The 23,563-nt window shown below is 44.2% G+C and carries 22 protein-coding genes and 2 pseudogenes; 19 read left to right on the top strand and 5 right to left on the bottom strand.

Features of this window, described 5'->3' with window-relative positions:
• Positions 1–21: 21 nt before the first annotated feature.
• Positions 22–588: a GbsR/MarR family transcriptional regulator gene (locus JNUCC31_RS13730; protein WP_192271920.1), complete on the bottom strand. Its 567-nt coding sequence runs from the start codon at positions 586–588 to the stop codon at positions 22–24.
• A 201-nt stretch (positions 589–789) separates the two neighbouring features.
• On the opposite strand from JNUCC31_RS13730, the gene JNUCC31_RS13725 reads away from it, so the two are divergent.
• The 7 genes from JNUCC31_RS13725 (at position 790) to JNUCC31_RS13695 (ending at position 8,096) form a co-directional block, all read left to right on the top strand.
• Positions 790–1,665 (top strand): carbohydrate ABC transporter permease, encoded by an 876-nt coding sequence (locus JNUCC31_RS13725; protein WP_192271918.1) that lies wholly within the window; start codon positions 790–792, stop codon positions 1,663–1,665.
• Positions 1,665–2,579 (top strand): carbohydrate ABC transporter permease, encoded by a 915-nt coding sequence (locus tag JNUCC31_RS13720; RefSeq protein ID WP_228469652.1) that lies wholly within the window; start codon positions 1,665–1,667, stop codon positions 2,577–2,579. Before JNUCC31_RS13725 ends, JNUCC31_RS13720 begins: the two co-directional genes overlap by 1 nt.
• Before the next feature lie 34 nt (positions 2,580–2,613).
• Positions 2,614–3,993 (top strand): ABC transporter substrate-binding protein, encoded by a 1,380-nt coding sequence (locus JNUCC31_RS13715; protein ID WP_192271916.1) that lies wholly within the window; start codon positions 2,614–2,616, stop codon positions 3,991–3,993.
• A gap of 87 nt (positions 3,994–4,080) precedes the next feature.
• Positions 4,081–4,848, top strand: a complete 768-nt coding sequence (locus JNUCC31_RS13710) for an HAD family hydrolase (RefSeq protein WP_192271914.1) — start codon at positions 4,081–4,083, stop codon at positions 4,846–4,848.
• Complete coding sequence (locus tag JNUCC31_RS13705; RefSeq protein WP_192271912.1) at positions 4,845–5,180, top strand: DMT family transporter; 336 nt, start codon at positions 4,845–4,847, stop codon at positions 5,178–5,180. The genes JNUCC31_RS13710 and JNUCC31_RS13705 overlap by 4 nt, the downstream gene beginning before the upstream one ends.
• Complete coding sequence (locus tag JNUCC31_RS13700; RefSeq protein WP_192271910.1) at positions 5,180–6,232, top strand: metallophosphoesterase family protein; 1,053 nt, start codon at positions 5,180–5,182, stop codon at positions 6,230–6,232. The genes JNUCC31_RS13705 and JNUCC31_RS13700 overlap by 1 nt, the downstream gene beginning before the upstream one ends.
• Before the next feature lie 403 nt (positions 6,233–6,635).
• Positions 6,636–8,096, top strand: a complete 1,461-nt coding sequence (locus JNUCC31_RS13695) for a carboxylesterase/lipase family protein (protein WP_192271908.1) — start codon at positions 6,636–6,638, stop codon at positions 8,094–8,096.
• 171 nt (positions 8,097–8,267) lie between these two features.
• Here the strand turns inward: JNUCC31_RS13695 and JNUCC31_RS13690 are convergent, their stop codons facing one another.
• Positions 8,268–9,422 carry a VanZ family protein gene (locus JNUCC31_RS13690; RefSeq protein ID WP_192271906.1) on the bottom strand — a complete coding sequence of 385 codons (1,155 nt, stop codon included), beginning with the start codon at positions 9,420–9,422 and terminating at the stop codon, positions 8,268–8,270.
• A 309-nt stretch (positions 9,423–9,731) separates the two neighbouring features.
• On the opposite strand from JNUCC31_RS13690, the gene JNUCC31_RS13685 reads away from it, so the two are divergent.
• The 6 genes from JNUCC31_RS13685 to JNUCC31_RS13665 all read left to right on the top strand — a co-directional run bounded on the left by JNUCC31_RS13685 (position 9,732) and on the right by JNUCC31_RS13665 (position 14,977).
• The gene (locus tag JNUCC31_RS13685; RefSeq protein WP_192271904.1) at positions 9,732–10,073 is read left to right on the top strand and encodes a zinc ribbon domain-containing protein YjdM; all 342 of its coding nucleotides are present in this window, start codon (positions 9,732–9,734) and stop codon (positions 10,071–10,073) included.
• A gap of 193 nt (positions 10,074–10,266) precedes the next feature.
• The gene (locus JNUCC31_RS13680) at positions 10,267–10,824 is read left to right on the top strand and encodes an RNA polymerase sigma factor (protein WP_192271902.1); all 558 of its coding nucleotides are present in this window, start codon (positions 10,267–10,269) and stop codon (positions 10,822–10,824) included.
• Complete coding sequence (locus JNUCC31_RS13675; protein WP_192271900.1) at positions 10,781–12,442, top strand: DUF4179 domain-containing protein; 1,662 nt, start codon at positions 10,781–10,783, stop codon at positions 12,440–12,442. Before JNUCC31_RS13680 ends, JNUCC31_RS13675 begins: the two co-directional genes overlap by 44 nt.
• Before the next feature lie 111 nt (positions 12,443–12,553).
• Complete coding sequence (locus JNUCC31_RS33325; protein ID WP_228469651.1) at positions 12,554–12,727, top strand: hypothetical protein; 174 nt, start codon at positions 12,554–12,556, stop codon at positions 12,725–12,727.
• Positions 12,728–12,929: 202 nt separating this feature from the next.
• Positions 12,930–13,742, top strand: a complete 813-nt coding sequence (locus JNUCC31_RS13670) for a class I SAM-dependent methyltransferase (protein WP_192271898.1) — start codon at positions 12,930–12,932, stop codon at positions 13,740–13,742.
• A 173-nt stretch (positions 13,743–13,915) separates the two neighbouring features.
• A complete protein-coding gene (locus JNUCC31_RS13665) occupies positions 13,916–14,977 on the top strand; it encodes an LLM class flavin-dependent oxidoreductase (RefSeq protein WP_192271896.1) in 1,062 nt (353 codons plus the stop codon).
• 112 nt (positions 14,978–15,089) lie between these two features.
• Here JNUCC31_RS13665 and JNUCC31_RS13660 read toward each other — a convergent pair whose 3' ends face one another.
• On the bottom strand, positions 15,090–15,746 hold the full coding sequence (locus JNUCC31_RS13660) for a TetR/AcrR family transcriptional regulator (RefSeq protein WP_192271894.1): 657 nt from the start codon (positions 15,744–15,746) through the stop codon (positions 15,090–15,092).
• A 192-nt stretch (positions 15,747–15,938) separates the two neighbouring features.
• Here JNUCC31_RS13660 and JNUCC31_RS13655 point away from each other — a divergent pair, with 192 nt between their 5' ends.
• Complete coding sequence (locus JNUCC31_RS13655) at positions 15,939–16,754, top strand: SDR family NAD(P)-dependent oxidoreductase (protein ID WP_192271893.1); 816 nt, start codon at positions 15,939–15,941, stop codon at positions 16,752–16,754.
• A gap of 107 nt (positions 16,755–16,861) precedes the next feature.
• Here the strand turns inward: JNUCC31_RS13655 and JNUCC31_RS13650 are convergent.
• Both JNUCC31_RS13650 and JNUCC31_RS13645 read right to left on the bottom strand, forming a co-directional pair.
• Positions 16,862–17,303, bottom strand: a pseudogene (locus JNUCC31_RS13650) (VWA domain-containing protein).
• Between the two features lie 442 nt (positions 17,304–17,745).
• On the bottom strand, positions 17,746–18,336 hold the full coding sequence (locus JNUCC31_RS13645; RefSeq protein WP_192271892.1) for a hypothetical protein: 591 nt from the start codon (positions 18,334–18,336) through the stop codon (positions 17,746–17,748).
• A gap of 321 nt (positions 18,337–18,657) precedes the next feature.
• Here JNUCC31_RS13645 and JNUCC31_RS13635 point away from each other — a divergent pair, with 321 nt between their 5' ends.
• The 5 genes and pseudogenes from JNUCC31_RS13635 to JNUCC31_RS13615 all read left to right on the top strand — a co-directional run bounded on the left by JNUCC31_RS13635 (position 18,658) and on the right by JNUCC31_RS13615 (position 23,425).
• Positions 18,658–19,434 (top strand): zinc metalloprotease, encoded by a 777-nt coding sequence (locus JNUCC31_RS13635; protein WP_192271890.1) that lies wholly within the window; start codon positions 18,658–18,660, stop codon positions 19,432–19,434.
• Between the two features lie 16 nt (positions 19,435–19,450).
• Positions 19,451–20,095: a hypothetical protein gene (locus JNUCC31_RS13630; protein WP_192271889.1), complete on the top strand. Its 645-nt coding sequence runs from the start codon at positions 19,451–19,453 to the stop codon at positions 20,093–20,095.
• 341 nt (positions 20,096–20,436) lie between these two features.
• Positions 20,437–20,817: pseudogene (locus tag JNUCC31_RS13625) on the top strand (transposase); the annotation flags it as partial.
• Between the two features lie 243 nt (positions 20,818–21,060).
• Positions 21,061–22,134 (top strand): YrpD family protein, encoded by a 1,074-nt coding sequence (locus tag JNUCC31_RS13620; RefSeq protein WP_192271887.1) that lies wholly within the window; start codon positions 21,061–21,063, stop codon positions 22,132–22,134.
• A gap of 139 nt (positions 22,135–22,273) precedes the next feature.
• A complete protein-coding gene (locus tag JNUCC31_RS13615; protein ID WP_192271885.1) occupies positions 22,274–23,425 on the top strand; it encodes a copper amine oxidase N-terminal domain-containing protein in 1,152 nt (383 codons plus the stop codon).
• The last annotated feature ends 138 nt before the right edge of the window (positions 23,426–23,563 follow it).

Here is a 23,563-nt window from a genome sequence, read left to right as displayed (position 1 = left end):
CAACCATCGTCGCTCGCTGCATTAATCACTTTCATGCGGAGCGTCTTTGTAAAACGCGCCATCCCGCAGTTGATTTACAAATCCCTGTAACCAATTATAATACTGCTCGGCATGCTGAAGCTTATGCAGATCCCGCAAAGCCTCTTCCCGTTCCTCCGGCGGAGTGGTTCTGGCGAGAATAATCTCCGATAACTGCGGAATGACCTCCCGAAGGCTTTCCTGCATCACGTCGATTTCCCGTTGAAGCTTGGCCCCGAAGAAGTTCTGGAACGTACGGAAAAAGTTGGTTTCGGCCAGATACTGATCCTGACGTTCCCGCTTTTCCTCCAATTTATAAATCATCTGAGATTCGGTAAGAGAACGAACAGCGTAACTCATATTACTTTTGCTCATGTTCATGGACGTTTTCATCTCTTCCAGCGTCATGGGCCGATCTTCGAAGTACATAATGCCATACAGTTGGCCAAATGAATGATTGACTCCGTATAGATCCATCGTATTGGCAATCGCGCCAATCACTTTCTCCCTCAGCTCAGGCCGATAGGACAACGAAGAATGATTTTGGTCCTCGGCAGCTTCTTTTCCCACAATCTCACCTCTAGTATATGGATGGGACTCCCTGTTTTCATTTCATATTTTACATGACCTCCCGTTATTTTAACATAACCCGGAATTACATTTTTCAAATGTATTATACAATCATTTTTGTACAGAAGAGAATAAAGGGTGTTTGAAGGATTGATTTTTAGAAAAATTAAATAAAATTTGGACGATTAGGAGTGTGCGGAATTGCGTGTGAAACTATGGAGGGAGACAGAAGCGGTTCTCTTCACCCTTCCTGCCCTTATCCCATTACTCATTTTCTGGCTGGGGCCTTTGGGATACATTGTATATCTGAGTTTTACGGATTGGGACTTCATGAGTCCTGACAAATTATTCGTCGGTTTGGATAACTACAGCTATCTGCTAACCAATTCTGAATTTTACCGTTCATTAAAAGTTACGCTGTTGTTCGGTCTTGGAAGTGTCGTGCCCACGATCGTTGGTGGATTGGCGTTGGCACTGCTCATGAACAGCAAGATTAAATCTTCCGGTCTATTCAGGACGCTTCTTTTCTCCCCTTGGGTGACCCCGACTGTCGCGGTTTCCATTGCATGGTCCTGGATTTTCGAGCCGGAAGTGGGGCTTGCTAATCTGTTGCTTGGCTGGGTCGGGATTTCCCCGATCGGCTGGCTGAGAGATGCAAACTGGGCACTGGTAGCTGTTCTCATCGTCACGCTGTGGAAATCGATCGGCTGGTCCATGGTATTCTACCTGGTCGCATTGCGTAATCTGCCATCCGATTTGCTTGAAGCAGCATCGATTGATGGGGCAGGCAGCTGGGACAAGTTCCGAAGCATTACACTGCCGTTAATCTCGCCAACTACGTTTTTTCTGTCCATCATCCTGACGATCCAGTCGCTTCAGGCCTACGACCAGATCAACGTGATGACTCAAGGGGGACCGGCTGGATCAACAAGGACGCTGCTCTATATGTATTATCAATCTGCATTTGAATCCTTCAATGTAGGCGAGGCTTCTTCCATTGCCGTTGTTATTATTCTGATCTGCGTTCTGCTGTCAGGGGTATCCTTCCTGCTCGGCCGACGCCTGGTGCACTACTGATGAACATGACCGCTCTAAGCAAACAAACCAGAAAAGATAATAGTCGTGAGGAAACGCAGAAACGGAAGATCCCTGGTGGGAGAAAAGGATTTGCCACCGCACTCCGTTATTTGCTGCTTGCCCTGATCAGTCTGACGATGGCATTTCCGTTCTACTGGATGGTCATTAGCGGTTTCAAGACCAATGATGAGATCTGGCAGTTCCCGCCAACCTTCTGGCCTGAAACGTTCCGCTGGAACAATTATGTGGATGCGTGGCAGTCTGCGCCATTTTTCCGCTACATTTTGAACAGCACAGGGGTAGCGGCAGCGATATGTCTGATCCAGGTCATCAACTCCAGCATGATGGCTTACGCACTTACCCATATGCGTTTTCGCATGAAAGGGGTACTCACCGGATTGATCCTGGTAGGCTACATGATTCCGAGTACAGCTGTTTATCTGCCCAGTTATCTGGTGCTCAGCGAGCTTAAATTGCTGGATTCCTATACCGGACTGATCGTGTCCAACTGTGTCAGTGTGTTCTCCATCTTCCTGATCCGTCAGGCATTCATGCAGGTGTCTCACGAACTGGTGGAAGCCGGACAGTTGGATGGAGCGTCCCACTTCCGCATTCTGTGGACCATTATGACGCCGCTGGTTCGTTCGTCGTTTGCCGTGATGGTGTTGATTACATTCATTGACCAGTACAACAACTATTTCTGGCCAATGCTTATTACCAAAGACCCGAATCTGCAATTGGTATCCGCAGGTCTGCGCAGCTTTTTCGTGGAAGGTGGAGCCTACGGTCTGGCATGGCCGCAGATCATGGCTGCCAGTGCCTTTACCATTGCACCGCTGCTTATCCTTTTCCTGTTTACCCAGAAAACGATCATGCAGAGTGTGAATATTACTGCCGGCGTGAACAAGAACTGATTTTCACAACATACTTTATATAGGAGGAATCAAAATGAAATTGGGTCAAGCGAGTATGAAATGGCGGAACAAATTAAAGCTCAGGTGGAGAGGGGGCATGTCGCTGGTACTGGCGGCGAGTTTCGCCCTGATCACTGCATGTGGTTCCTCGGCCGATAGCGGCACAGGCAAGGGTTCAGAAGCAGCAGCGGCGAATGGAGCTGATTCTGCATCAAGTCGTCCGGTAGAGATTGAGTTCTGGTATGGTCTGGGTGGTAACCTGGGCGATAACATGAAGAAGACAATTGATGCCTTCAATGCATCCCAGAGTGAGGTTGTTGTGAAAGGGATTGTACAAGCAGATTACACGGAAACCGAACAAAAACTTCAGGCTGCCATTGCTTCGAAAAAAGTACCCGCCGCTGTACTAAGCTCCAATATCGACTGGGCGCGCAAAGGGTACTATACACCCCTGGATGAGCTGATCACTGCCGATCAGAGCTTTAACAAGGAAGATTACGTGCAGACCTTCCTGGAGCAGGGAAAAGTAGACGGCAAGCAGTATTTCTTACCGATGTATGGAACAACTCAGATCATGTATTACCGTATGGATACTCTGAAAGAGAATCATATCGATCCTGCCACTCTGACCACGTGGGAGGCACTTGCTGAAGCGGCAGCGAAGATGAGCAAACAGGAGAATGGCAAGACAACCTTCTACGGCTGGGAGCCGATGTGGGGTAGCGATAACATGATCGACGCCGTGCTGGGTAAGGGCGGGAAAATTCTGAGTGATGATGGCAAGACCGTAATGATTGATTCACCGGAATGGGTAGAGACGTGGGAGTTGTTCCGCAAGTGGATTAATGAGGACAAGACCATGGGAATTCATTATGGCGGCCAAGGCTGGGAGTACTGGTACAAAACGATTGATGATGTCATGAAAAATAAAGCAGCCGGATACACCGGTTCCAGTGGTGATCAGGGAGATCTGGATTTCAGTATCGTTGCAGCCATGGAACAACCGGGCTGGGAAGGTGTGGGCCAAGGCAAACCTGTAGCGAGTGCCATCATGGCAGGCATCCCGGCTGTAGCAAGTCCGGAACAGCAGCAAGCAGCCTATAAGTGGCTGACGTATTTCTCGGAAACAGCCAATACAGCAGCTTGGTCCATGAACACAGGTTACATTGCTGTTCGTCAATCGGCTCAGGAAGATCCTACATTCAAAACGTTCAGTGAAGAGAACCCGCAAATCAAGGTTCCACTGCAGCAGGCTTCCCATGCTTCGGCTCCTTTCCAGGACCCGACCGGAGGCAAAATCAATGATGCGCTGAAGGATGCAGCAGATCAGGTACAGATTAATAACATTCCAGCAGCACAAGCGTTGAAAGAAGCCAAGGAAAAGGCTCAAAAAGAATTGGATCGCGTGAAATAACAAAGGAAACAAGCTTAACTTGGAGGAGCGGTGCAGACATGTACCGCTTTTCTGACCTAGTAATTCAGCAGACAAGGAGCGTAATCGATGCCCGAATTAAACTTGGGGAGCCTGTCTACCCCGGTAGAGGCCATTTTGTTTGACAAGGATGGGACTCTGCTTGATTTTACAGTCATGTGGGGTTTCTGGACAGTTCGTGTGATGGAGAATTTCCGGGAGGAGCTTGTTGCCCGTGGTCTTCCATTCAATTCAGCAGAGATTCCTCATATATGGGGAACATCCCATGATGAGCAAGGCCGGATGAACGGCTATGATGTGCGGGGGCCCCTTGCCATGGGAACGATGGAGGAAGTCTACGCCGTATTGACCTGGCATGGCTACCGTGCAGGATTAAGCTGGGCGGAAGCGAAAATAATCGTGAGGGAATGCCTGCTACAGGCAGAATACGCCATGAATAAGGAACGCCCTGCTCAGCCCCTCCCGGGCGTCCTTGCCTTTCTTGAGCAGTGCCGAAGCAAGGGAATGAAAATGGGCGTTGTCACAGCAGATGAGACAGAAAATGCCCTAAGTCATTTGAAGTGGATGGGTATTGAATCTTTTTTCACCGTAGTTGTAGGAACGGATCAGGTAGGACGGGGAAAGCCGTTTCCTGACATGTTGTTGCTGGCGTGTGAGCGTCTGGGTGTACCTACTGCAAGAGCTGTCGTGATCGGCGATACGGATGGTGATATGGAGATGGCTCGTGCTGCGGGAGCAGCCTGGAAGATTGCTGTCGGTGAACCTGCTCATATCAAGCTTGCGGATCTTACGGTCCGTTCATTTCATGAATTGCTGGAAGTCGAGGTAAATCGATGACGAGTCATTCGTATACGGGATGGATACTGCTTGCCCTGGCGATTGGATTGGAGCTCAGCGGTACCATTCTGATGAGGGTCTCGGATGGGTTTACCCGATTATGGCCTTCCATTTTCATGTTTGCCTGTTATGGAGCGAGCTTTACCCTGTTAAATTTTGCTGTGAAGTATATGCCGCTGGGTGTTGCTTATGCCATCTGGTCGGGCGTAGGCATCACGTTGATTGGTATCGTGGGACATTACTTTTTGGGAGAACGTCTGAAGGCGATGTCGATCGTCTGGATGGGCTTCATTCTGATTGGCATTATTGGACTGAAATGGAGTGATTCCTGATGCAAAATGAAAATAAATTTGAACAGCCGATAGTCAGCTTCCAGGTTATTACAGACACACATGTACGGGATCAGGCGGACCATATCCATAACCGTCATCTGGAGAAAGCGTTGGAAGACATGGCAACATATAGCCATGGCAGCAGTGGAATTATGCACGTGGGCGATGTGACTGATCGTGGCCTTCCGCAAGAATACAAGGAGTTGCGGCGTATATTCCAGGCTCAAGGCGATTCACTGCCTCCAATACGTTACACCCTAGGTAATCATGATATAGGAGCCATTCTATGGGGAGATCCGCCGTTGAACCTAACCACAATGACCCAGCATGAGGTGGGTGAGGTGCTGGGGCATTCAGAAGTTATAGGCCAAAATAAATCTGTACGCAGGGATGGTCAGGTTGACCAAGACGGACCGGAGGCAGGGGAGATTGAGGAATCAGGGCGTTCTATTACAATGGATGCATTGTGGCAGAAACGGTTGAACGATTTTACAGCAACCACAGGGATGAACGGATCGTACCACGACCACTGGATCAACGGTTATCATTATATCTTTCTGGGTACGGAGCAGCCTCATCCGAAAGATTGTGATATGTCTGTCGCTCAACTGCAATGGCTGGAAATGAAATTGTCGGAGCAAGCTTTGCCTGAGCAGCCGATATTCGTATTTCTCCATCAACCGCTAATGGATACGGTGGCGGGTTCCATGAAGGAACAGGGTTGGTATGGCGTGAATCAGGACGCAGCATTAAAGGCTGTTCTAAGTCGTTATCCGCAGGTGATCCTCTTCTCCGGGCACACCCATTGGCAATTAGAGGCCCAGCGTACCATGTACGAAGGTAAAGGACAGATGCCAACGATGTTTAATGCCTCTTCCGTAGCTTATCTCTGGACCGATGAGGATGAGCATCTGGAGGGAAGTGAGAGTTTACAGGTGGACGTATACCGTGATCGCGTTGTCGTTAAGGGGCGTGACCATGTGACGGGCAGCTGGATGGAAGGCACGGAATATACGGTTCATTATCCGGTAAAAGTAAACGGCGGTACTTGATCCATTCATCGGGAAAAGTTGATAAAGTCAGATCAAGGTGCAATGTATGCCCTCATCCTTTCTTTTCATTGCAGGATGTCCATAGGCAGGGCAGCAATAGAAGACTTCGCTCGTTAATTGAAGCGAAGTCTTTATTCTGGATGTAAAAGTTCCACGTGAAACGTAGTGGTAAAGGTGGATTAGGGTAAACTTGTAAATGGGTCTTGCTGGGATTTATACTCAAATAAGTGGAAACGCGCCTGTCAGTACATAGGTGAGAACGTTGAAGCAATGAAAGTCACTCTTTCTGTACGTTTTAATAAACACATAGCCAGGGTTTCATGTCGTGACAAGGTTACAATCGGATCTGAGCAACCCAGTCGTCAGCCGGAACTATCGATCAGTAGAGAGGATGTATATGCGCATGAAGGAACTTCAAGTGAACACTAGATATGGCACGGTTCAAGGAGAGCTTCTGCATGGAGCAAGTGTATGGAAAGGCATTCCCTATGCCAAGCCACCCGTGGGTGAATTACGCTTTCAGGCTCCGGTACCACCCGAGTCGTGGGATGGAGTCAGAGACGCGAAGCAATTTGGCCCTGAAAATATACAGCCAAGAAATCCTCAAACCGAGGGCATATCCGGACAGCCTCCGGTGGAATCGGAAGATAGTCTTTACCTGAATATCTGGGCACCTGAAAAAGAAAGCCATGATGCACTTCCTGTGATGGTATGGATTCATGGTGGGTCATTCGTCTCAGGCGCTGGCAGCCAGCCGATGTACGATGGAACACAACTTGTTCTGCGCGGAGAGGTTATCGTTGTGACAATCAACTACCGCCTGGGACCACTCGGTTTCCTGCATCTGGCTCCGCTTGGAGAAGGCTTTGCATCCAATGTGGGTTTACTGGATCAGATTGCTGCACTGCAATGGGTACAGGATAACATCGAGGCTTTTGGCGGTGACCCGCGTAACGTCACTGTATTTGGAGAATCTGCGGGCAGCATGAGTATTGCGGCTTTGATGGCGATGCCAGCAGCCAAGGGATTGTTCCATCGTGCCATTATGCAAAGTGGAGCTTCACAGGTTGTGCCAGCAGAGCAGGCTTCAGCCATTCGTGATGGCATGCTGAAGGCACTGGGTGTAACACCAGACGACCTGCAACAACTCAAAACCATGCCAGTGGAACAAATTATCGCTGCTGGCGAGACGGTCAAACAACAAAGCGGTGCAGGCATGGCCCTGTTATTCCAGCCCGTACTGGATGGAGTTACACTTCCGAAGTCACCTCTCCAGGCGATAGAAGAGGGCGCGGCACAGAATATCCCTGTACTGATCGGAACCACTTTGCATGAAGGATCGTTGTTCATTCAGCCCCATGTGCCATATTCCGAAGAGATCGACATGGTGAATGCGGTTGATTTCATGACCCCTGATCTGGAGAACCGGGCTGCCATTGCGGACAGTTATCCCAAGACTGCAGATGGTCAGGCCCAAGTGATGACGGATCTGTTCTTCTGGCGCTCGGCTGTGCAATATGCGGCAGCTCAGCAGAAGCATGCACCTGTATGGATGTATCGGTTCGATTGGGTCATGCCGGAGCATCCGCTGTTGCAAAAATCAATTCATAGCATCGATATATTCTTTGCTTTTAATACATTGCCTGTATTGAAGTTTATGAATGCCGAACCGGATAACGCCGCAGCAGAACTGGCAGGTAAGGTGCAGGATGCATGGATTTCATTTGCCAAGCAGGGCAAGCCAGAGACAGCGGGAATAGATTGGTCTGCTTATGAGGACAACCGGGCTACGCTGATTTTCAATCATGAAGTGCAGTTGGTTCATGACCCTGATGCTTCCAAACGTGAGCTGCTGGGGCTATAGTTCAATCCCATCGGGACTTTATCTTATATAGTCAAAAGGTGTGCCTTGTCATTGGCTGACGAGGCACACCTTTTGTTATGAGGGGATCGAACCTGTCGACTTTAAGGACGGTCCGCTAGGGTACTATTTTTCATCTGTACCTGTGTGCTGTGAATTGTGTGAGTCCAAAGTTTACTTTCGGGATGCTTTTGTATTGGATACCACATCACAATAGAATGCGCGTTTGCCTCGGGAGAATAGCACTACCATGACATGAACGAACAATACCAAGAGAACCAGCACATGCAAACCAACAATGCCGACAGAAAGCCATATTTTGTAGGGCTGGAGCATCGCATTTTCGTTTAAGAAAGCATACTCATTTATCATTTGAGCAATGGACACAAACAGCCAAGGGGCGTAAAGTGCAAGCAATCTTTTGAACAGGGAAGTGCTGGAAGGCTCGCCAGTCCGTTGATCAACATATCTGAATCGCATCAGGGCTGAACCTGGTGTTCTGCCTTCTTTCAGGGATGGGATAAAGAAAAATACAAACAGCATCGCGATCATGGTATTTAGCATAAGGGTCATGGCATTTGTATGAGTCAGATTGAAAATAGACATTAAATTGGTTGCAAACACAACAACTACACTATCGATAATGAGCGCGAGCAGTTGGGCTACAGGGTAGACCTTGTTTTGTTCGAGGATTTGTTCGCTTTTCGCCTGAATACTTGCACGAGACGGGAATAAGGCAAGTACGATGGGTGCTGCAAAAAAACCGAGTACCGTTCCTGAAGTATTCAGCAGCAGGTCATCCACGTCAAACAACCGATACGGGCAATCATAATAACCGTAGAAGCCGGTGATCTGGGTAATCTCAAAGAACAGAGACAAGCCGAATCCACTTAACAAGGCCTGCTTCCAGTACGATCTCTTTTGCCAAAAATAACGGATATACACGCCAAGTGGCATAAGAAGCAGGACGTTAAACAGAACTTGCAGAAAAGCTCTGCCCTGAATCATCCCCATATAACTGGAAGGCTGAGACCAGACGATTGGTGTTTCTTTCATAATATCCTTTACAAAGGTGAATGGAACCAGATTGTAATAGACCGTATCCGCTGCTTGCTGTGCACATGTATTACGCGTGGTCGGAAAAGGAAGAATGACCAGACAGTACGCAGCCAGCAGGTAGAAAATAAATGAAAAACTGATACCGAATCGGGACCAGCTAAAAAATCCATCTTTTCGATATCCGTAGATCAACCAAGGAACCAGTAAAAACATGGCGATAATGACAAAAATCAAGAATGCCGTTTGGACAGGAAATATATAGGGTGACATAAGCAGAAACTCCTTCTAATCGGAAATGTATATCAGCAATTCGTGTGAGACACGACTTATAAGAATAGTAACTTGTTGTGATGATCTACAATTGTTGTTCTGGAACTTCAGTATAAGGAGCCTTCCTTAAATCAGAGGGCGGGGCAATCTTAAATTTAGTTTAAAATCAATTAACCTCTTCCATTTTGGATTTAACATGGAGCTGTAGAGATGATAAGGCGATACATAATAAGTCTTCCTGTGGAACAATGGACTTCGATCCCGTATACTTGCGAGGAAGCCACAAAATGAATGGAGAGTTTAATACATATGTCTAATTTGCCTAACTGCCCCAAATGTAATTCCGAATACACGTACGAGGACGGTAATTTGTTGGTATGTCCAGAGTGTGCGCACGAATGGGCGCCAGCGTCTGAACAAGAGAGTGCAGAAGAAACGAAAGTCGTACGTGATTCGAATGGTAATGTCCTGAATGATGGCGATACCGTTACGGTCATTAAGGATCTGAAAGTGAAAGGCAGCTCGCTGGTGGTTAAGCAGGGTACCAAAGTCAAAAACATCCGTCTGATTGACGGTGACCATGACATCGACTGCAAAATCGACAGTCTGGGCGCGATGAAGCTGAAGTCCGAGTTTGTGAAAAAAATCTAGCAAATCTCCTTTAGGCGGGCTGGATTCCATGTTACTGGCCTCGGTTTAAGCCATAAAGAACGTTCATTTCTGCAATGCTGTGGAAGTGGAGGTTCTTTTTTGTTGTGTGGAGAAAGGGTAAGAATGAACCTTTGAAGGATCGGCTTTGTCTATAGATTTGAAAAGGCTGATGCAGAGAGAGGAGGTAAAGCTTTTGAACGAAAAGGAATTGTTTGAAATGTACAACAAGGATGTGTACCGAACCTGTTACTACATGCTCCACCATGCTCAGGATGCAGAAGATGTATGCCACGATGTCTTTATTACGGTGTTTCGTCAGGATTGGCAGAAGGTTGAGTACTTGAAGACATGGCTGATGAGAATTACGGTGAATCATTGTCTTAACTTTCTGAAGAAGGAGCGCACAGCCAAGCAGCGGGAGAAAAAGCAGTTTATTCTCACGCCTCAACGAACCGCTGATCCGGTTGATACGTTGATCGAGCATGTGGAGGAGTCCGAGGTCTGGGCACAATGGGTTCATGAGCTGCCTGAGAAGATACGTTCAGCGATTCTGCTGCGTTATATGAATGAATTGAGTTTATCCGAAGCTGCAGAGATTCTGGAAGTACCACTGGGTACGGTGAAGTCTAGAGTTTATAAGGGAATTCGATTGCTTAGGAAAAAATGGGATCAAGCCAGAAAGCAACATCAGAAAGGGGGAATGTATAGTGAAGCATACGGAAAATCTGTTGTCTCGTCATCTGAAAAATGATGCGGATATTCGCTATCCCGATTTCGATGCCATGTGGGATCAGATAGGGCAGGATCAGGAGCGCTGCCCTGAACTTCATGTATCAGAGAATAAAGCATATGGGCCACAACACTTCAAATGGAAAAAGACTGCACTGATCGGAACCGCTGCAGTTATTCTCATGGCGACGCCGGTATATGCAGCAGTCCACTATAATTGGGGTGATCTTTTAAATCACCGCAGTGGTATCCAGAATGCCATACAAAAGGAGCTTGGACAGAAACTGAATCAGTCCGTGACAGTAAAAGGGGTAACATTAACGCTGGATACAGCCTTTTCCGATGATAATCGCACGGTTATTTTGTATTCGCTGGACCCTGGTAAGTATAAAGGTGATACCGTAAGATTCCCTTCTATTGGCCTGCGGGACGAGAGCGGCAAGCTGATCGAAGGCAGGTACTATCATGTTCTTGATCAGACCGATGGCAAGTTTAAAGGGTACTTTGAGACGGAGTGGACACCATCAGAAAAAGAAGCAAATGTTGACTTCACTGTAGGTGGAATCCAAGTGTTAGTTCCGGAAGAAAAGGAAATTACCCTAGATCTTTCTCAGCAGCAATCACAGGTGTTCAATATTAACAAGGATGGTTTGGGTAAACTTGTAGTGAGCGCATTCAACGAGAAGGAAAATAAGATGATGTTGTCTACATCATTAACCTTTGATCAGCCGGAGGTTCGTGACTATGCCTTTCCTTATTTGAAGATATACGATCAGAATGGTCAGACGTTGGAGGAGAATGCACCGAGTATAAACGGTAAACCTGGAGAACATGGTGAATATATATCAGAACAGTTCTATAACCTGAAGACGTTGAAGCAACAAGCATCATCTTATGTACTGGCTTACAGTAAAGAAGAAGGCAAAATGGATCAATCGCTAGATATCGGTATACGTCTGGATAAAACAGAGATGCTTAGTGGTACGAGTAAAAGAGTGCTGAATATCCCTCTGGATCAGCAATCGGATGAAGTGATCGTTAAGGAAACCATCATTACACCTACCCAAATCAGGGTGACCCTTGCTCATCATGAACCGTTCTTGCAACTACCCTATTTGAGATACACACTTGATGTGAATGGAGCCCAGCTAGATGGAGGAGTATGGCTGTCAGAGGATTCGAAGCATGAAGCGGAACTACGTTTTGAAGTGAGCGCTGGTCTGGAAATCAATCCAGATACACCAATGACCCTTTATGCCCATCATAAAGTCAATTATTTTGAGGGTGAATTTGAGCCAGTTACGTTATCCGCGATTAGTGAGAAACCACAGCAACTTGATTCAAATCTGGGCGGTTCTATAATCCATTGGACATATTACCGCAAGGACGGTGATTTGTACGTGGAGAGATATAGTGATGATCTGCATTTTGGTGGAATTAATCAGACCTATACGATCCAGAAGGGAAAACGAAGTTATGGTACTCCGGCCAAAACTCAATTTGCCGGTGACGGAAAAAACCTGGGTATTGATCGCTATGAGAAGTACACATCGGATACGGCAATCGTATATCCTTGGATGTACAGTACAGAGGAGCCTGATCGTGAAGTGGCTGTGCAGCTGGAAGAGAAAACGAAATAGAGCTGCTTGATGTATTTGAGGCAAGAAAAGATCTGGAACTCATTGGAAAACAAGAGTTGACAGGAAATATTTAGAAGTACTATACTGGATAAAATTTAACAGTCAAACGCAATGATCAGGAGCATTAAGGTTCAAGGTTTGGTCCAGAGAACTGTCGATTTGGTGCAAGGCAGTCCAATCTTCCCCAACTCACCTGTGAGCAGCAGAATCGAAAAGCAGTTACGTGAGTATCGTCATTATTCAGCGAACGAAGGGCTGGATGTTGAGAATGATGATATATACTGACTTCATGTAGATTCTGACGGTTAACCTCCGTCATCAGGTCCTGAGATGTTATGGAAGGATAGGTTGGAGCATGTCGTTTCCAATCCTGTTCATGGCAAGAAGAGTGGTACCGCGAAGGTCAGACCTGTCGCCTCTTAGTTGAGGCGGCAGGTTTTTATTTTTTTATATGACCTTAATGTTGAGAAAAGGCAGGTGCAGAATCATGGAAAGATCGCGTGTGATTGAGTATTATTCCAGATTTGACGAGTGGGGAAGGTTGGACCGGGAACCGCTGGAGTTCATCATTAACATGCATTATATCCGAGAGTCACTTCCGGCAACCGGACTTGTGCTGGACAACGGCGCAGGACCAGGCAAATATGCGATGGAGCTTGCCAAACTTGGATACCATGTCACGCTGTCAGACCTGACCCCTGCATCTGTGGATATGGCCCGGCAGAAGGCAAAGGAATTGGATCTGACTCAGCAGTTTGACGGATTTCATGTATTGGATGCGACCCATCTGAACGGTATTGCAGATGAGACATATGATGCTTCTCTGATGCTGGGGCCGCTGTATCATTTGCAGAAAGAAGAAGAGCGGGTGGCTGCGGTACGGGAGCTGCATCGGGTGACTAAGCGTGGGGGAACTGTGTACGTAGCGATGCAGAGCCGGATGCGAATGGGCATTACATCGTTGCAATTTCCGCAGCAATGGAAACCACATGATCACATGAAAGCCATCCGGTCTTTTATGGAAAAGGGGATTTTCGATCATTCGGATCAAGGAAGGTTTACGGGCGCATACTATTTTAACATTCAGGATATTAACCCATATATGGAGAAGCACGGATTTGAGACGGTAGACCTGATCGGATCGTCCAGTCTGAGGTCGATGCTCACCGAAGAGCAGCAGCAATATTGGAAAGAACGCGGAGAATACGATGAACTGATCCAGTACATGATTGAGGCAGCCAAAGACCCGTCGATATTGGGAATCTCATCTCATCTGCTGTACATTGGTAGAAAGAAATAATCATGGAATTATTGTATTTTGAGAAGAATATTTCACGAAAGTGTCCTCTGGATAACAGGGGGCACTTGTATTTTTCATCAAAATAGTTCAATATTAAGATAAATAACAAAAGGTGATCTACTTACAATAGGTTAGATGAACGGGGATCGCTTCATAACAGGGAGGAACAGACAATGGAAATTGGAATCAGTACATTTGTGGAGACGAACCCAGATGTAAAAACAGGAGAACTTATAAGTCATGCGCAGCGTATTCGCGACGTCGTTGAAGAGATTGTTTTGGCAGATCAGGTGGGGCTGGATGTATATGGCGTGGGAGAACATCATCGTGCCGACTATGCCGCTTCATCACCAGCTGTCATTCTGGCAGCAGCAGCTTCACAAACCAAACGCATTCGGCTGACCAGTGCAGTGACCGTTTTGTCTTCGGCTGATCCGGTACGGGTATTTCAGGATTTTGCAACATTGGACGGCATTTCGAATGGGCGTGCGGAGATTATGGCAGGACGGGGTTCGTTTATTGAATCCTTCCCTTTGTTCGGCTACGATTTGAATGACTACGATGAACTATTCGACGAGAAATTGGATTTGCTACTCAAACTGCGTGATTCTGAAAAGGTAACCTGGGAAGGCAAACACCGCCCTTCCTTTAACAATCTGGGCATTTACCCGCGTCCGGTACAGGAAAAGCTGCCCGTATGGATCGGCAGTGGCGGTAACCAGGAATCGGTTGTCCGTGCAGGTCTGCTTGGATTACCGCTTGTACTCGCCATTATTGGTGGTCGCCCTGTTCAATTCGCACCACTGGTGGAGTTGTACAAAAAAGCAGCCGCACACGCGGGACATGATGCTTCCAAGCTGACTGTGGCTTCCCACTCTCATGGGTTCATTGCAGATACAACCGATGAAGCGGTAGAGAAATTCTTCCCGCCAGCGCAGGCTACAATGAATATGTTGGGCCGGGAACGTGGCTGGGGACACTATAGCCGTGCAACCTTTGACGCGGCACGAAGTCTCGAAGGAGCACTGTATGTGGGTGATGTGGATACGGTGGCTGAGAAAATTATTTACCTGCGCAAAGAAGTCGGTATTACCCGCTTCATGTTACACACCCCCCTCGGTACAATGCCGCATGAGGATGTCATGAGAGCCATAGAGTTGCTCGGTAAAGAGGTAGCACCGAAAGTTCGTGCTGAAATCTCGCGTTGGGAAGCTGAGAACGAAGTTGCGCGTTAATTGACAACGTAAATTCCTTTTATATCTAGTTAAGAAAGAAGGAGCAGGTCTTCATCGCATTGCGGTGAAGTGCCTGCTCCTTCTTTCTTTTACTTTTCAATTCCTGGCTTAACTATTTGGAAGATGCTCCAACAAGGGAGAGAATAACCATGGACAACGTATGATCATATAGTCTTTTGGCAGCTTCCTCACTCTCAATATGACCTCCCAAGTACAGATGAATGACACCATGCAGGGGGGCCCAGATCATACGGACTGCAAGCAGGGGGTCATTCTCCTGAAGCATTCCCTGCTCAATTGCAGCCACAACCAAGGCCGTAATTTGTTTAAGGGCTGTTGCTGTACCTTGCAGACTCTCTTCATCCGGTTTGAACTCTGCAAATGAACCACCAAACATGAGCTGATAGAAGCTGGATTGTGATATCCCGAAATCCCAGTACGCATAAGCGAGATCGCGAAAATAATTCTCAAATGATGCTTGCTCAGGTACAGATTCAAACGATTGGGACAGGAGGGTACACCCCTCCAAGTATAGGTATTTGGCTAACCCCTCTTTCTTGCCGAAGAGGTTATATATAATTTTGGTCGAGCACTCCATGCGTTCTGCCACACGCCTTACCGTGACAGCTTCGGGACCGTGCTCTTGCAGCAAGGCTGCAGCGGCATGCACGATGTTCTGGCGCAGATTTTCGGAGTGCTGAAGTCTGGCTTCCTGAAAGGTAGTGACCGTGTGAGTGGATTCTTTGGAACCCGTATTGTTGTCTTTCATCTATATCATCCTCATACATCCATATTGTTGTTTAACGAAAACCTTGTTTCTTATCGTCATTCTACTGTTTTACGCTGGAAATCGTCAAATGTTGAAAAGCAGTTGACAGGAAGAAGACAAAAGGGTACGATGATTTCATTAGGAAACAATGTTTCCGATAAAAAACGAGTGTTCTGAAAAGGTGGATGAGATATGAAGCAGGTTCAAAATCAATGGGTACTCATTACAGGAGCTTCCTCAGGAATTGGGCAGACTTTTGCATTGGAAATGGCCTCAAAAGGGAAACATGTGGTCTTGGTCGCCCGGTCAGAGTCCAAGCTGCGTCAACTGGCAGAGCGCATTGAACGAACCTATCAAGTGAAGACGGAAGTCATTGTAGCGGATTTATCCCAAGCGGATGCACCACAACGTGTTTATGAGGAATGTAAGGATCGGGGCATACAGGTCCATACATTAATCAACAATGCGGGATTTGCTACGCATGGAATATTTGAGCAGGTGGATGGAGCACGGCAGCAGGAAGAGATTATGCTGAATGTACTCGCGGTTATGAACATGACCCATCTATTCCTGCCAGGCATGCTGCAAAAGCGGAGTGGTACCATCATTAATGTCTCTTCTACGGCTGCTTTTCAACCTGATCCATACATGGCTGTATATGGGGCTACGAAATCCTTCGTCCTTTCTTTTACAGAGGCGTTGTATGAAGAGAACAGGAAACGTGGCGTGCAGTTCCTAGCACTATGTCCCGGAGCAACAGAGACCTCATTCTTTGACGTAGTAGGAGCCGAAGAGGCCTCGGTAGGCAAACGGGATACGCCCGAGCATGTTGTGGAAGTGGCGATGAAGGCATTGGAGTCAGGCAAGCCGTATGCTGTGCCAGGGGCCTCCAATTACTGGACGGCCCAGTTGGCCCGCCTTATGCCGCGCAGACAAATGCTGCGGGTTGTAGGGGGCATGCTTCAACCTCGTTCGAAGAGTGGTAAGCCGCAAAAGGCACGGGTATAAACGTGCAAACCAAAAGACGCTACCAGAGAGGGAATACTCACTGGCAGCGTCTTTAATAACGAAGAGAAATTTGATTGAATATATGACTTGCTTGGCAAACGAGCTGTTTAGGCGAGAATACCTTTGGATCGTGCTTCCTTGATCCAATCTGGAAACTCACTAAGAAGCCGATCATATAATTCTTCATCACTGATCTTGGATATATCGTCCAGAGCAAAAAAGTTAGCGTTATCAATAAAGCGTCCGGACATGTCATCGAGTTTTTCAAGGATTCCGTAATTTGCTTGTCCCAGGCCAACAAATTGCCAGAACAGATTTTTGTATGAACTTTCAGATAAGCCGCATAATTTTTCCTTTTTGACTGACTCCACCATCGCTAAAAAAAATAATATAAGTGGGGATACTTACATTAGGCTCCTCGATTGTGTATTTACGAATAACATCCTCCATTACTGGAGGTTCATTATTCGTCCCCCCTTTACTTCCAAGGGTATACGTGCGATCGATATAATTTTCGAAATCTCTGGCATTGACACTAGGTGCGCGCAAAAAATCTTTTGCGAAAAACCATTGAGCAGGCTTTGAATAACCTTTGGAACAAAGTCTTGTGAAAAAACTATAGAATGGATCGATGCAGCATAATCGTCTAAAGCTTCACATTTCTCCATTGTATGAGAAGATGAAAGCACTGTTTTTTATATCTAACGGACAGCCAGGGTATCATCATTCCGAAAAGGGCTGTATCTAGTGAGGAAACTAAGCGAAAATTTCCAATTCATTCGTATCATCTCAAAAGGAATGATGGGGGTGACTGTTTTTTCGGATTGACGAGCACTTCATAAGAGAGCTTTCATAACATTAATGGAAAATCTCTTGTAGTCTATTACTGTAGCTCGGATGCTTAAGTCCAAACTAATCTGCTACATAAGAAAAACCCACTAATTAGGCCATAGACCGTAACAGTGGGTTTTCCTTTGCCATCGATTTGAATTTATTTAATAGCATTTAGAGAACTGCGTTTGAAAACCTGATCAAATTCCTCAGTAAATAGAGCGTAATATTGAAGGGCAGTCTCTCGCTTTGCATAAAACGCTTCTAATTGTTCTTTTTCCCCACCTTCAATGTATTTTTTTAGTAAGTCAATGGCTTCTTTGTAGACATTAAAACTTTTACTAGCACTGGCAAAGTCAAAGGAGGATGAATAATCTCCAACCGGTGTGAAATTAGCATTATCAAAACTATTAGAATCAAGATCTACAGTTTTGACTAACTCCGATAACTTAGTCGTATCAACATCTTTTTCTAACAACAAGTTACCAAGTATGTTGCTTATTTCCTGATCAATTTTTTCGAAATTATTGATAAAAGTATAATGAAACGCATTTAGAACATCTAAGTTTCGGATATACAAGAGATTTTTATTGATCATCGTAAGTTTCGACTTTTTATACTCAACTGAAAATCCAGCATCTCTAAAAATACTTGCAGGAACATATATACGATTGTTGATCATAGTTGCCTCAGCACCTGCTGTTGGTTTTATTTCTTTGTTGTTTACCCAAATACCAATCTTTTGTGACACGCCTGATGCTGCAAATGCTGCAACAGGAATACACAAAATCGACAAAATAATTACATAAATGAATATTTTTTTAATTTTATTACACCTCTCTATTGATAAATTTTGGATGAAATTTATATTATATTTTGTTATTACAATACATTCAATAGGAGGAAGTATTTATGATCTTGTTACGAAGTAAATTATTCTACTCTTTTTTAGTTATTTTGTTTGTTTTATCACAAAATGCATATGTACCACCAGCAAACGCTGCCACGGTTGAAGAAATTGACCTGCGCTCAAGCAATTATCCAAATAACTACGTTGAAGGTGGAGGATATTATGATCAACTTATCTCCTACAATCACCAGCTACAGGCTACATTTTGCTAGAATTGGTTTAGCTAATGGAGACCGTGTTTCCGTTTCATCCGCATATAATTCAACAACTCAAGAGGCAGGAACGATATACTATTCTTCTAACGGAGGATATACGACTGATGTTTGGACTCCTTGGATTACCGGACAAGCTTATGTAAACCTAATCACAAACAAAGATGGGCTTACTAGTACTGGATATGTAATCGATAAAATTGAATTTAATGGAACATCATCAGGACTTGTTAATTCAGCTGCGTTTGTGCCAAATTCGTTCACTTCTGTAAGCAATATTTCAGTTTATCAGGCAGCTTCGGTATCTACATACGGCTATTCATCATTTGTTTCAAATGCATTGAATCAGTTAGATAATATAACTAATGCAAATATTGGTTTTACTAACACTTCTTCTACAACAGCTCAAGTTAGGATTTCTGTGAACACTAATCCTGATCTGGATTACTTTGCAGTGGTTCAACCCTACGACTCAAGCGGGAAAGCTATAACTAAACAAGAGTCAAAAACGTGGAGTTATGCAACAATGATACTTAATCATGGTGTAATGAATAAATGGGGGTTTACATCTTCTAACAAGCAAGGTACTGTAACTCATGAAGTGGGACACCTTGTTTCTCTAGATCACCAAGAGTATTTAGATGTATCCTCCATAATGAAACCTGGCAAAAAGAACATTACTACATTTACCCCACTTGATATAGCAAATATTCAATACAGATGGTAGAGGAGGACTAAAAAATATGAATACTACTAAAACTTTCAAAAAACCATATTTCATTTTTGCATTGATCGCTTTCTCTGCATTGGCTTGCATCCTTTTTATCCCTAAGAGTATTGAAGCGTCTGAAACAGTTCAGAGTGAGAAAAAAGTTTATTCTGCTCATGCAGACTACCCTGTCGTTAATACAGTTAATGAGCTTGAAGAACATGCAGATCTAATTGTTTCTGGAAAATATACTGGCAATAGAAGTGCATACTTTCAAACAGATGACCAAGGAGAAGTCGTTGTTCGGGCAAGTAAATCTGAGTTTCAAATTGAGCAAATTTACAAGGGCAATCAACCAGACAGTGTAATTACAGTGGCGGAACCTGCTTATGAAGACGAAGAGGCTATTTACACAATTGAAGGATATAACTTAATGAACACCTTCGATAACTATGTTCTCTTCTTGGGAGCAACAGAAACCGGAGCTTATAGAATTATAGGAATGTATCAAGGCCAATATCAAATTGATTCCGACCTTAATACACAAAGCCTTACTAGCAATAGTATTGAAACTGTTCATTTTGAAGATGAACAAAAGGACCACTACTCTCTACTGAAGGAACAAGTACTTGATTTTTTAGTGGAGGAAAGCAATCAATCTGATATTATCACTGAGTAATTCTCATCTACTCAACTTCAACATAATTTAGATGGGGGAAGTCTCAACTGAAGTGATTTGTCTTAAAAGAAATCGGACACTGATAGGATAACAGTGTCCGATTTCTTTTTGGTCTTTCATTATGTCAGAAACTTAAGCTCCTCCGCCATCAACGCCAGCAAATCTAGATGCGAAGAATGCAATAATTGCCGTTGCAGTTCGCATACAGCCCCACCTATCCCAATAGAGGGGGCAAATATGACTGCTGTAATAACAACAGCTAAAAACGCAGCCCCACCAACAAGATAAGTGAGTGTATCATAATTTGGATCTGGCTCAGTAGGTAGATGCTTATTGTTTAAAGTGCAGGCCCAAATAAGGATGCTGCTCTGGTTTCACGTGCCCTTGCTAAGGTACAAGGCGATTTGCGTCAAGTTCAATAGTTTCATACCGACCGTGGGAGCGAGTTTAAGAATCACAAAATGGATGAGCCTTTAGAAACTTTTGAGATCGGTCGATCACTAGGCATGAAAGGCTGTCCGTATGACAATGCCGTGGCCGAAGCCACCTACAAAGTCATGAAAACCGAGTTCATCCACCAGATGAGCTTTCAGGGCCTTCGCCATCTGGAATTAGAATTATACGATTACGTTAACTGGTTTAACAAACATCGGATTCATGGAACGTTGGGATATCTGACACCTGTTCATTATCGCCAAGAAGCCCTTAAAAAAGCTGTCTAATTTACTGATGACAATCCAGTTAATTCCCCTATGAGAAGACATATAAAAAGAACATCGCATCATAGTAGCGTGTTTTTCGTGGATTTTTTTTACAGCAAGTGGATTGAGCGAAAATAAAAAAATGTAATTATTCCAAATAAAAACATTTATTTTAATTTATTGAATATTCTTATTGAAAATTACAAACTTCATTGGTATACTTCTATATGGAATCTAACAAATAATGGTATCGGGAGGCTGTTTATGAGAATTAGAAAGGTTTTATTAACTTGTTTTTCCATTCTTCTAACAACTAGTTTTAGTGCATCTGTGTTTGCCGAAAGCACAGAGTATAGTACAACTACTTTTTCTTTGAGTTCGGTTGAAGTAACCAACCCAGATAATTTAAGTCTCTCTGAAAGTGTGCTCTTAGATGTCATTAATAGAGCAGAAGGAATTGCTTCTGATGAGAAAGCATCATATAACTCAAGTTCTACAAGTTTTAAAACCAGCTCAACAGAGGATGTTGTAATTAACTATTACTTTGATGATGACAGCCATTATTACTTCTATGAAGAAACGAAAAATGGTAAAAGTTTATTTGTTGAGGAGAAGGATCAAGTTGATAATCAATCCCTAACAGAGATCAAACCATTTTCAAATGATATTGATGATGGAATTGGTGGGAGAATTTTAGTTAATAGCACCACTGGTAATTTGTTAGAATCCAAGTGGCAGCTTCCTACTGCCAGTCAACTTACAGGCGCACCTAGTGAAGCTACATATATTTACACAGGTTTAAGAAATTCATCTATAGAAGTCGATGCCAATGTTACTTACAACAACGCCAGCGGAGAGGCTAGATTTAGACCTCGACTTTGCGTGAAACCTAACTCAACGAAGCAATGTATGGGTGCAGTAACGCAGCCTGGATATGATAAAGTCCATTCAAGTAATGGTTATAAGTTGGGTTCAACCATAACTACGGCATTTTGGAGAAGTTATAGTGATGAGGCAAGAAATATCAGCAAAGCTGTACGTTTGAAAACAACTGGGCTAGCTATTTGTGCAAATGCTGGTTGTTCAGATTCAACGGATACTACTCTGATTAATATCATTGAGACAAACAATGTTAATATGACTAACCAACAATATTTTAAATTTCTGGTCACAATTGCCGGTGGTGAACAACCTCCAGGTAAAGTACGTGCTACATTTAGTGGCATTACTTTGGATGGAGTAGCCAAAACCCCGGTGTTGGGGGCGACGGATAGAGCAACTGTAAGTATAAGTGGAAATAGTGCAACTATTATTGTTGATTCAACGCTACCTGAGTAATTACTCATGTTCTAATATGGCACTAAATCTCTGCTCCATTATGGGGCAGAGGTTTTTTATGATCGAAGCAGTTCAAGATGTAACTTTTAATGTAGAAAGTTCGTTAAGTAAGAGTGATGGAAAAAAAAGGAGGATGGTTATGTTGAAAAAACAAGGTATTGTATGCTTCTTATCGATGTTATTCCTTGTTGGTATTGGTTTTGCAAAGGAAGTTGAGGCGAAGGATATTACAGTGAAGGATGTTGTTGTAGAGTCAGGGATAGATAAAGAACTAAGTGAATTAAACGAACCTGTAATTGTGAGCAACGGAAGGGTACTATTGCCTATTCGAAAAGTTGGCGAGGCGCTAAACCTAAAAGTTTATTGGGATCAGCCATCAAAAACAGCCTATTTATATGGGGTTAATAAAGAAATCAAAATGACAGCAGGTAGTAAAACAGCCTTTGTAAACAACAATCCAACTTCTCTAGAAGTAGCAGCCAAAGTAATCAACGGAAAAACATATATTCCTTTAAAATTTGTGGCTACTGCCACAGGAGAGTCTGTTGTTTGGAATTCTTCATTGAAAACATTGACTGTGTCAAGAACTTATGCGATGGGCAGCGATAAGACAATAACTTATTGGATCAATCTCAAAACAGGTGAACTGAGTAAAGCAGAATCAAGAGAGGCTGGAGCAAAAATAGGGAAGTTAGATACTAAGTTATCTGTTCTAAACGATTTCTACGTTTCCCAGTTATCCGACTCTTCGTCGTACATTGCTTATAACCAGATATCGGGACCATCCGGAACGGTTAAGGTTTCGGGACAGGCAATGGTTGTTAATGATAAGTTAATCGATCAAGCTAATTTTTCAGTCATGGGGTACTACCCCGTATCAAACAATAAAAAGGCACAAGACAATGTATTAATTACTGATGGCAAACATGCTGAATTGCTTAATAAGGAGGGGAAAGTTCAAACTTCTATTGATTTGACAGAGATCATGGGAATAGACCAAGTCTATATGATTGAAGAATACAATAAAGATTTCATGATTTTAAGGGAATACAATTCACAGCATCTTATCGTGTATGATTTTAAGGAAGAAAAAGGAACATATGTTCATCAGGCAATTAATCTTCCAGCATATGAAAAAGACTACTTAATAACAGCGGGACTAGATCGAAATAATGAAATGGAATACGACCACATCATTTTGTTTGATAAAGTGGACAGCAATGGCGATCTTTTATTCAAATATAAAAGTAAACAAACAGATAAAACTAACACCTATAAATTAGCCCGGTAAAATTGTCAAAAAGCATTCTTCCTAAAATGAGAATCTATAATAATTGACTAACATACGGCGGCTTCATGTTAAAAAACTGTTGTCATTTACTCCCGTCACTGCAATGGGTGATAAATGACAACAGTTTTTTAGTTTGAG

The organism is Paenibacillus sp. JNUCC-31 (assembly GCF_014844075.1).
Classification (GTDB): Bacteria; Bacillota; Bacilli; order Paenibacillales; family Paenibacillaceae; genus Paenibacillus.
This window is presented reverse-complemented; position numbering and strand designations above follow the sequence as displayed.

Excerpts from the sequence above, each read along its gene's own strand:
- JNUCC31_RS13720 (WP_228469652.1), top strand. The coding sequence starts at position 1,665 with ATGAACATGACCGCTCTAAGCAAACAAACCAGAAAAGATAATAGTCGT.
- JNUCC31_RS13715 (WP_192271916.1), top strand. The coding sequence starts at position 2,614 with ATGAAATTGGGTCAAGCGAGTATGAAATGGCGGAACAAATTAAAGCTC.
- JNUCC31_RS13710 (WP_192271914.1), top strand. The coding sequence starts at position 4,081 with ATGCCCGAATTAAACTTGGGGAGCCTGTCTACCCCGGTAGAGGCCATT.
- JNUCC31_RS13705 (WP_192271912.1), top strand. The coding sequence starts at position 4,845 with ATGACGAGTCATTCGTATACGGGATGGATACTGCTTGCCCTGGCGATT.
- JNUCC31_RS13700 (WP_192271910.1), top strand. The coding sequence starts at position 5,180 with ATGCAAAATGAAAATAAATTTGAACAGCCGATAGTCAGCTTCCAGGTT.
- JNUCC31_RS13695 (WP_192271908.1), top strand. The coding sequence starts at position 6,636 with ATGAAGGAACTTCAAGTGAACACTAGATATGGCACGGTTCAAGGAGAG.
- JNUCC31_RS13690 (WP_192271906.1), bottom strand. The coding sequence starts at position 9,422 with ATGTCACCCTATATATTTCCTGTCCAAACGGCATTCTTGATTTTTGTC.
- JNUCC31_RS13685 (WP_192271904.1), top strand. The coding sequence starts at position 9,732 with ATGTCTAATTTGCCTAACTGCCCCAAATGTAATTCCGAATACACGTAC.
- JNUCC31_RS33325 (WP_228469651.1), top strand. The coding sequence starts at position 12,554 with ATGATCAGGAGCATTAAGGTTCAAGGTTTGGTCCAGAGAACTGTCGAT.
- JNUCC31_RS13670 (WP_192271898.1), top strand. The coding sequence starts at position 12,930 with ATGGAAAGATCGCGTGTGATTGAGTATTATTCCAGATTTGACGAGTGG.
- JNUCC31_RS13665 (WP_192271896.1), top strand. The coding sequence starts at position 13,916 with ATGGAAATTGGAATCAGTACATTTGTGGAGACGAACCCAGATGTAAAA.
- JNUCC31_RS13660 (WP_192271894.1), bottom strand. The coding sequence starts at position 15,746 with ATGAAAGACAACAATACGGGTTCCAAAGAATCCACTCACACGGTCACT.
- JNUCC31_RS13655 (WP_192271893.1), top strand. The coding sequence starts at position 15,939 with ATGAAGCAGGTTCAAAATCAATGGGTACTCATTACAGGAGCTTCCTCA.
- JNUCC31_RS13635 (WP_192271890.1), top strand. The coding sequence starts at position 18,658 with ATGATCAACTTATCTCCTACAATCACCAGCTACAGGCTACATTTTGCT.
- JNUCC31_RS13630 (WP_192271889.1), top strand. The coding sequence starts at position 19,451 with ATGAATACTACTAAAACTTTCAAAAAACCATATTTCATTTTTGCATTG.
- JNUCC31_RS13620 (WP_192271887.1), top strand. The coding sequence starts at position 21,061 with ATGAGAATTAGAAAGGTTTTATTAACTTGTTTTTCCATTCTTCTAACA.
- JNUCC31_RS13615 (WP_192271885.1), top strand. The coding sequence starts at position 22,274 with ATGTTGAAAAAACAAGGTATTGTATGCTTCTTATCGATGTTATTCCTT.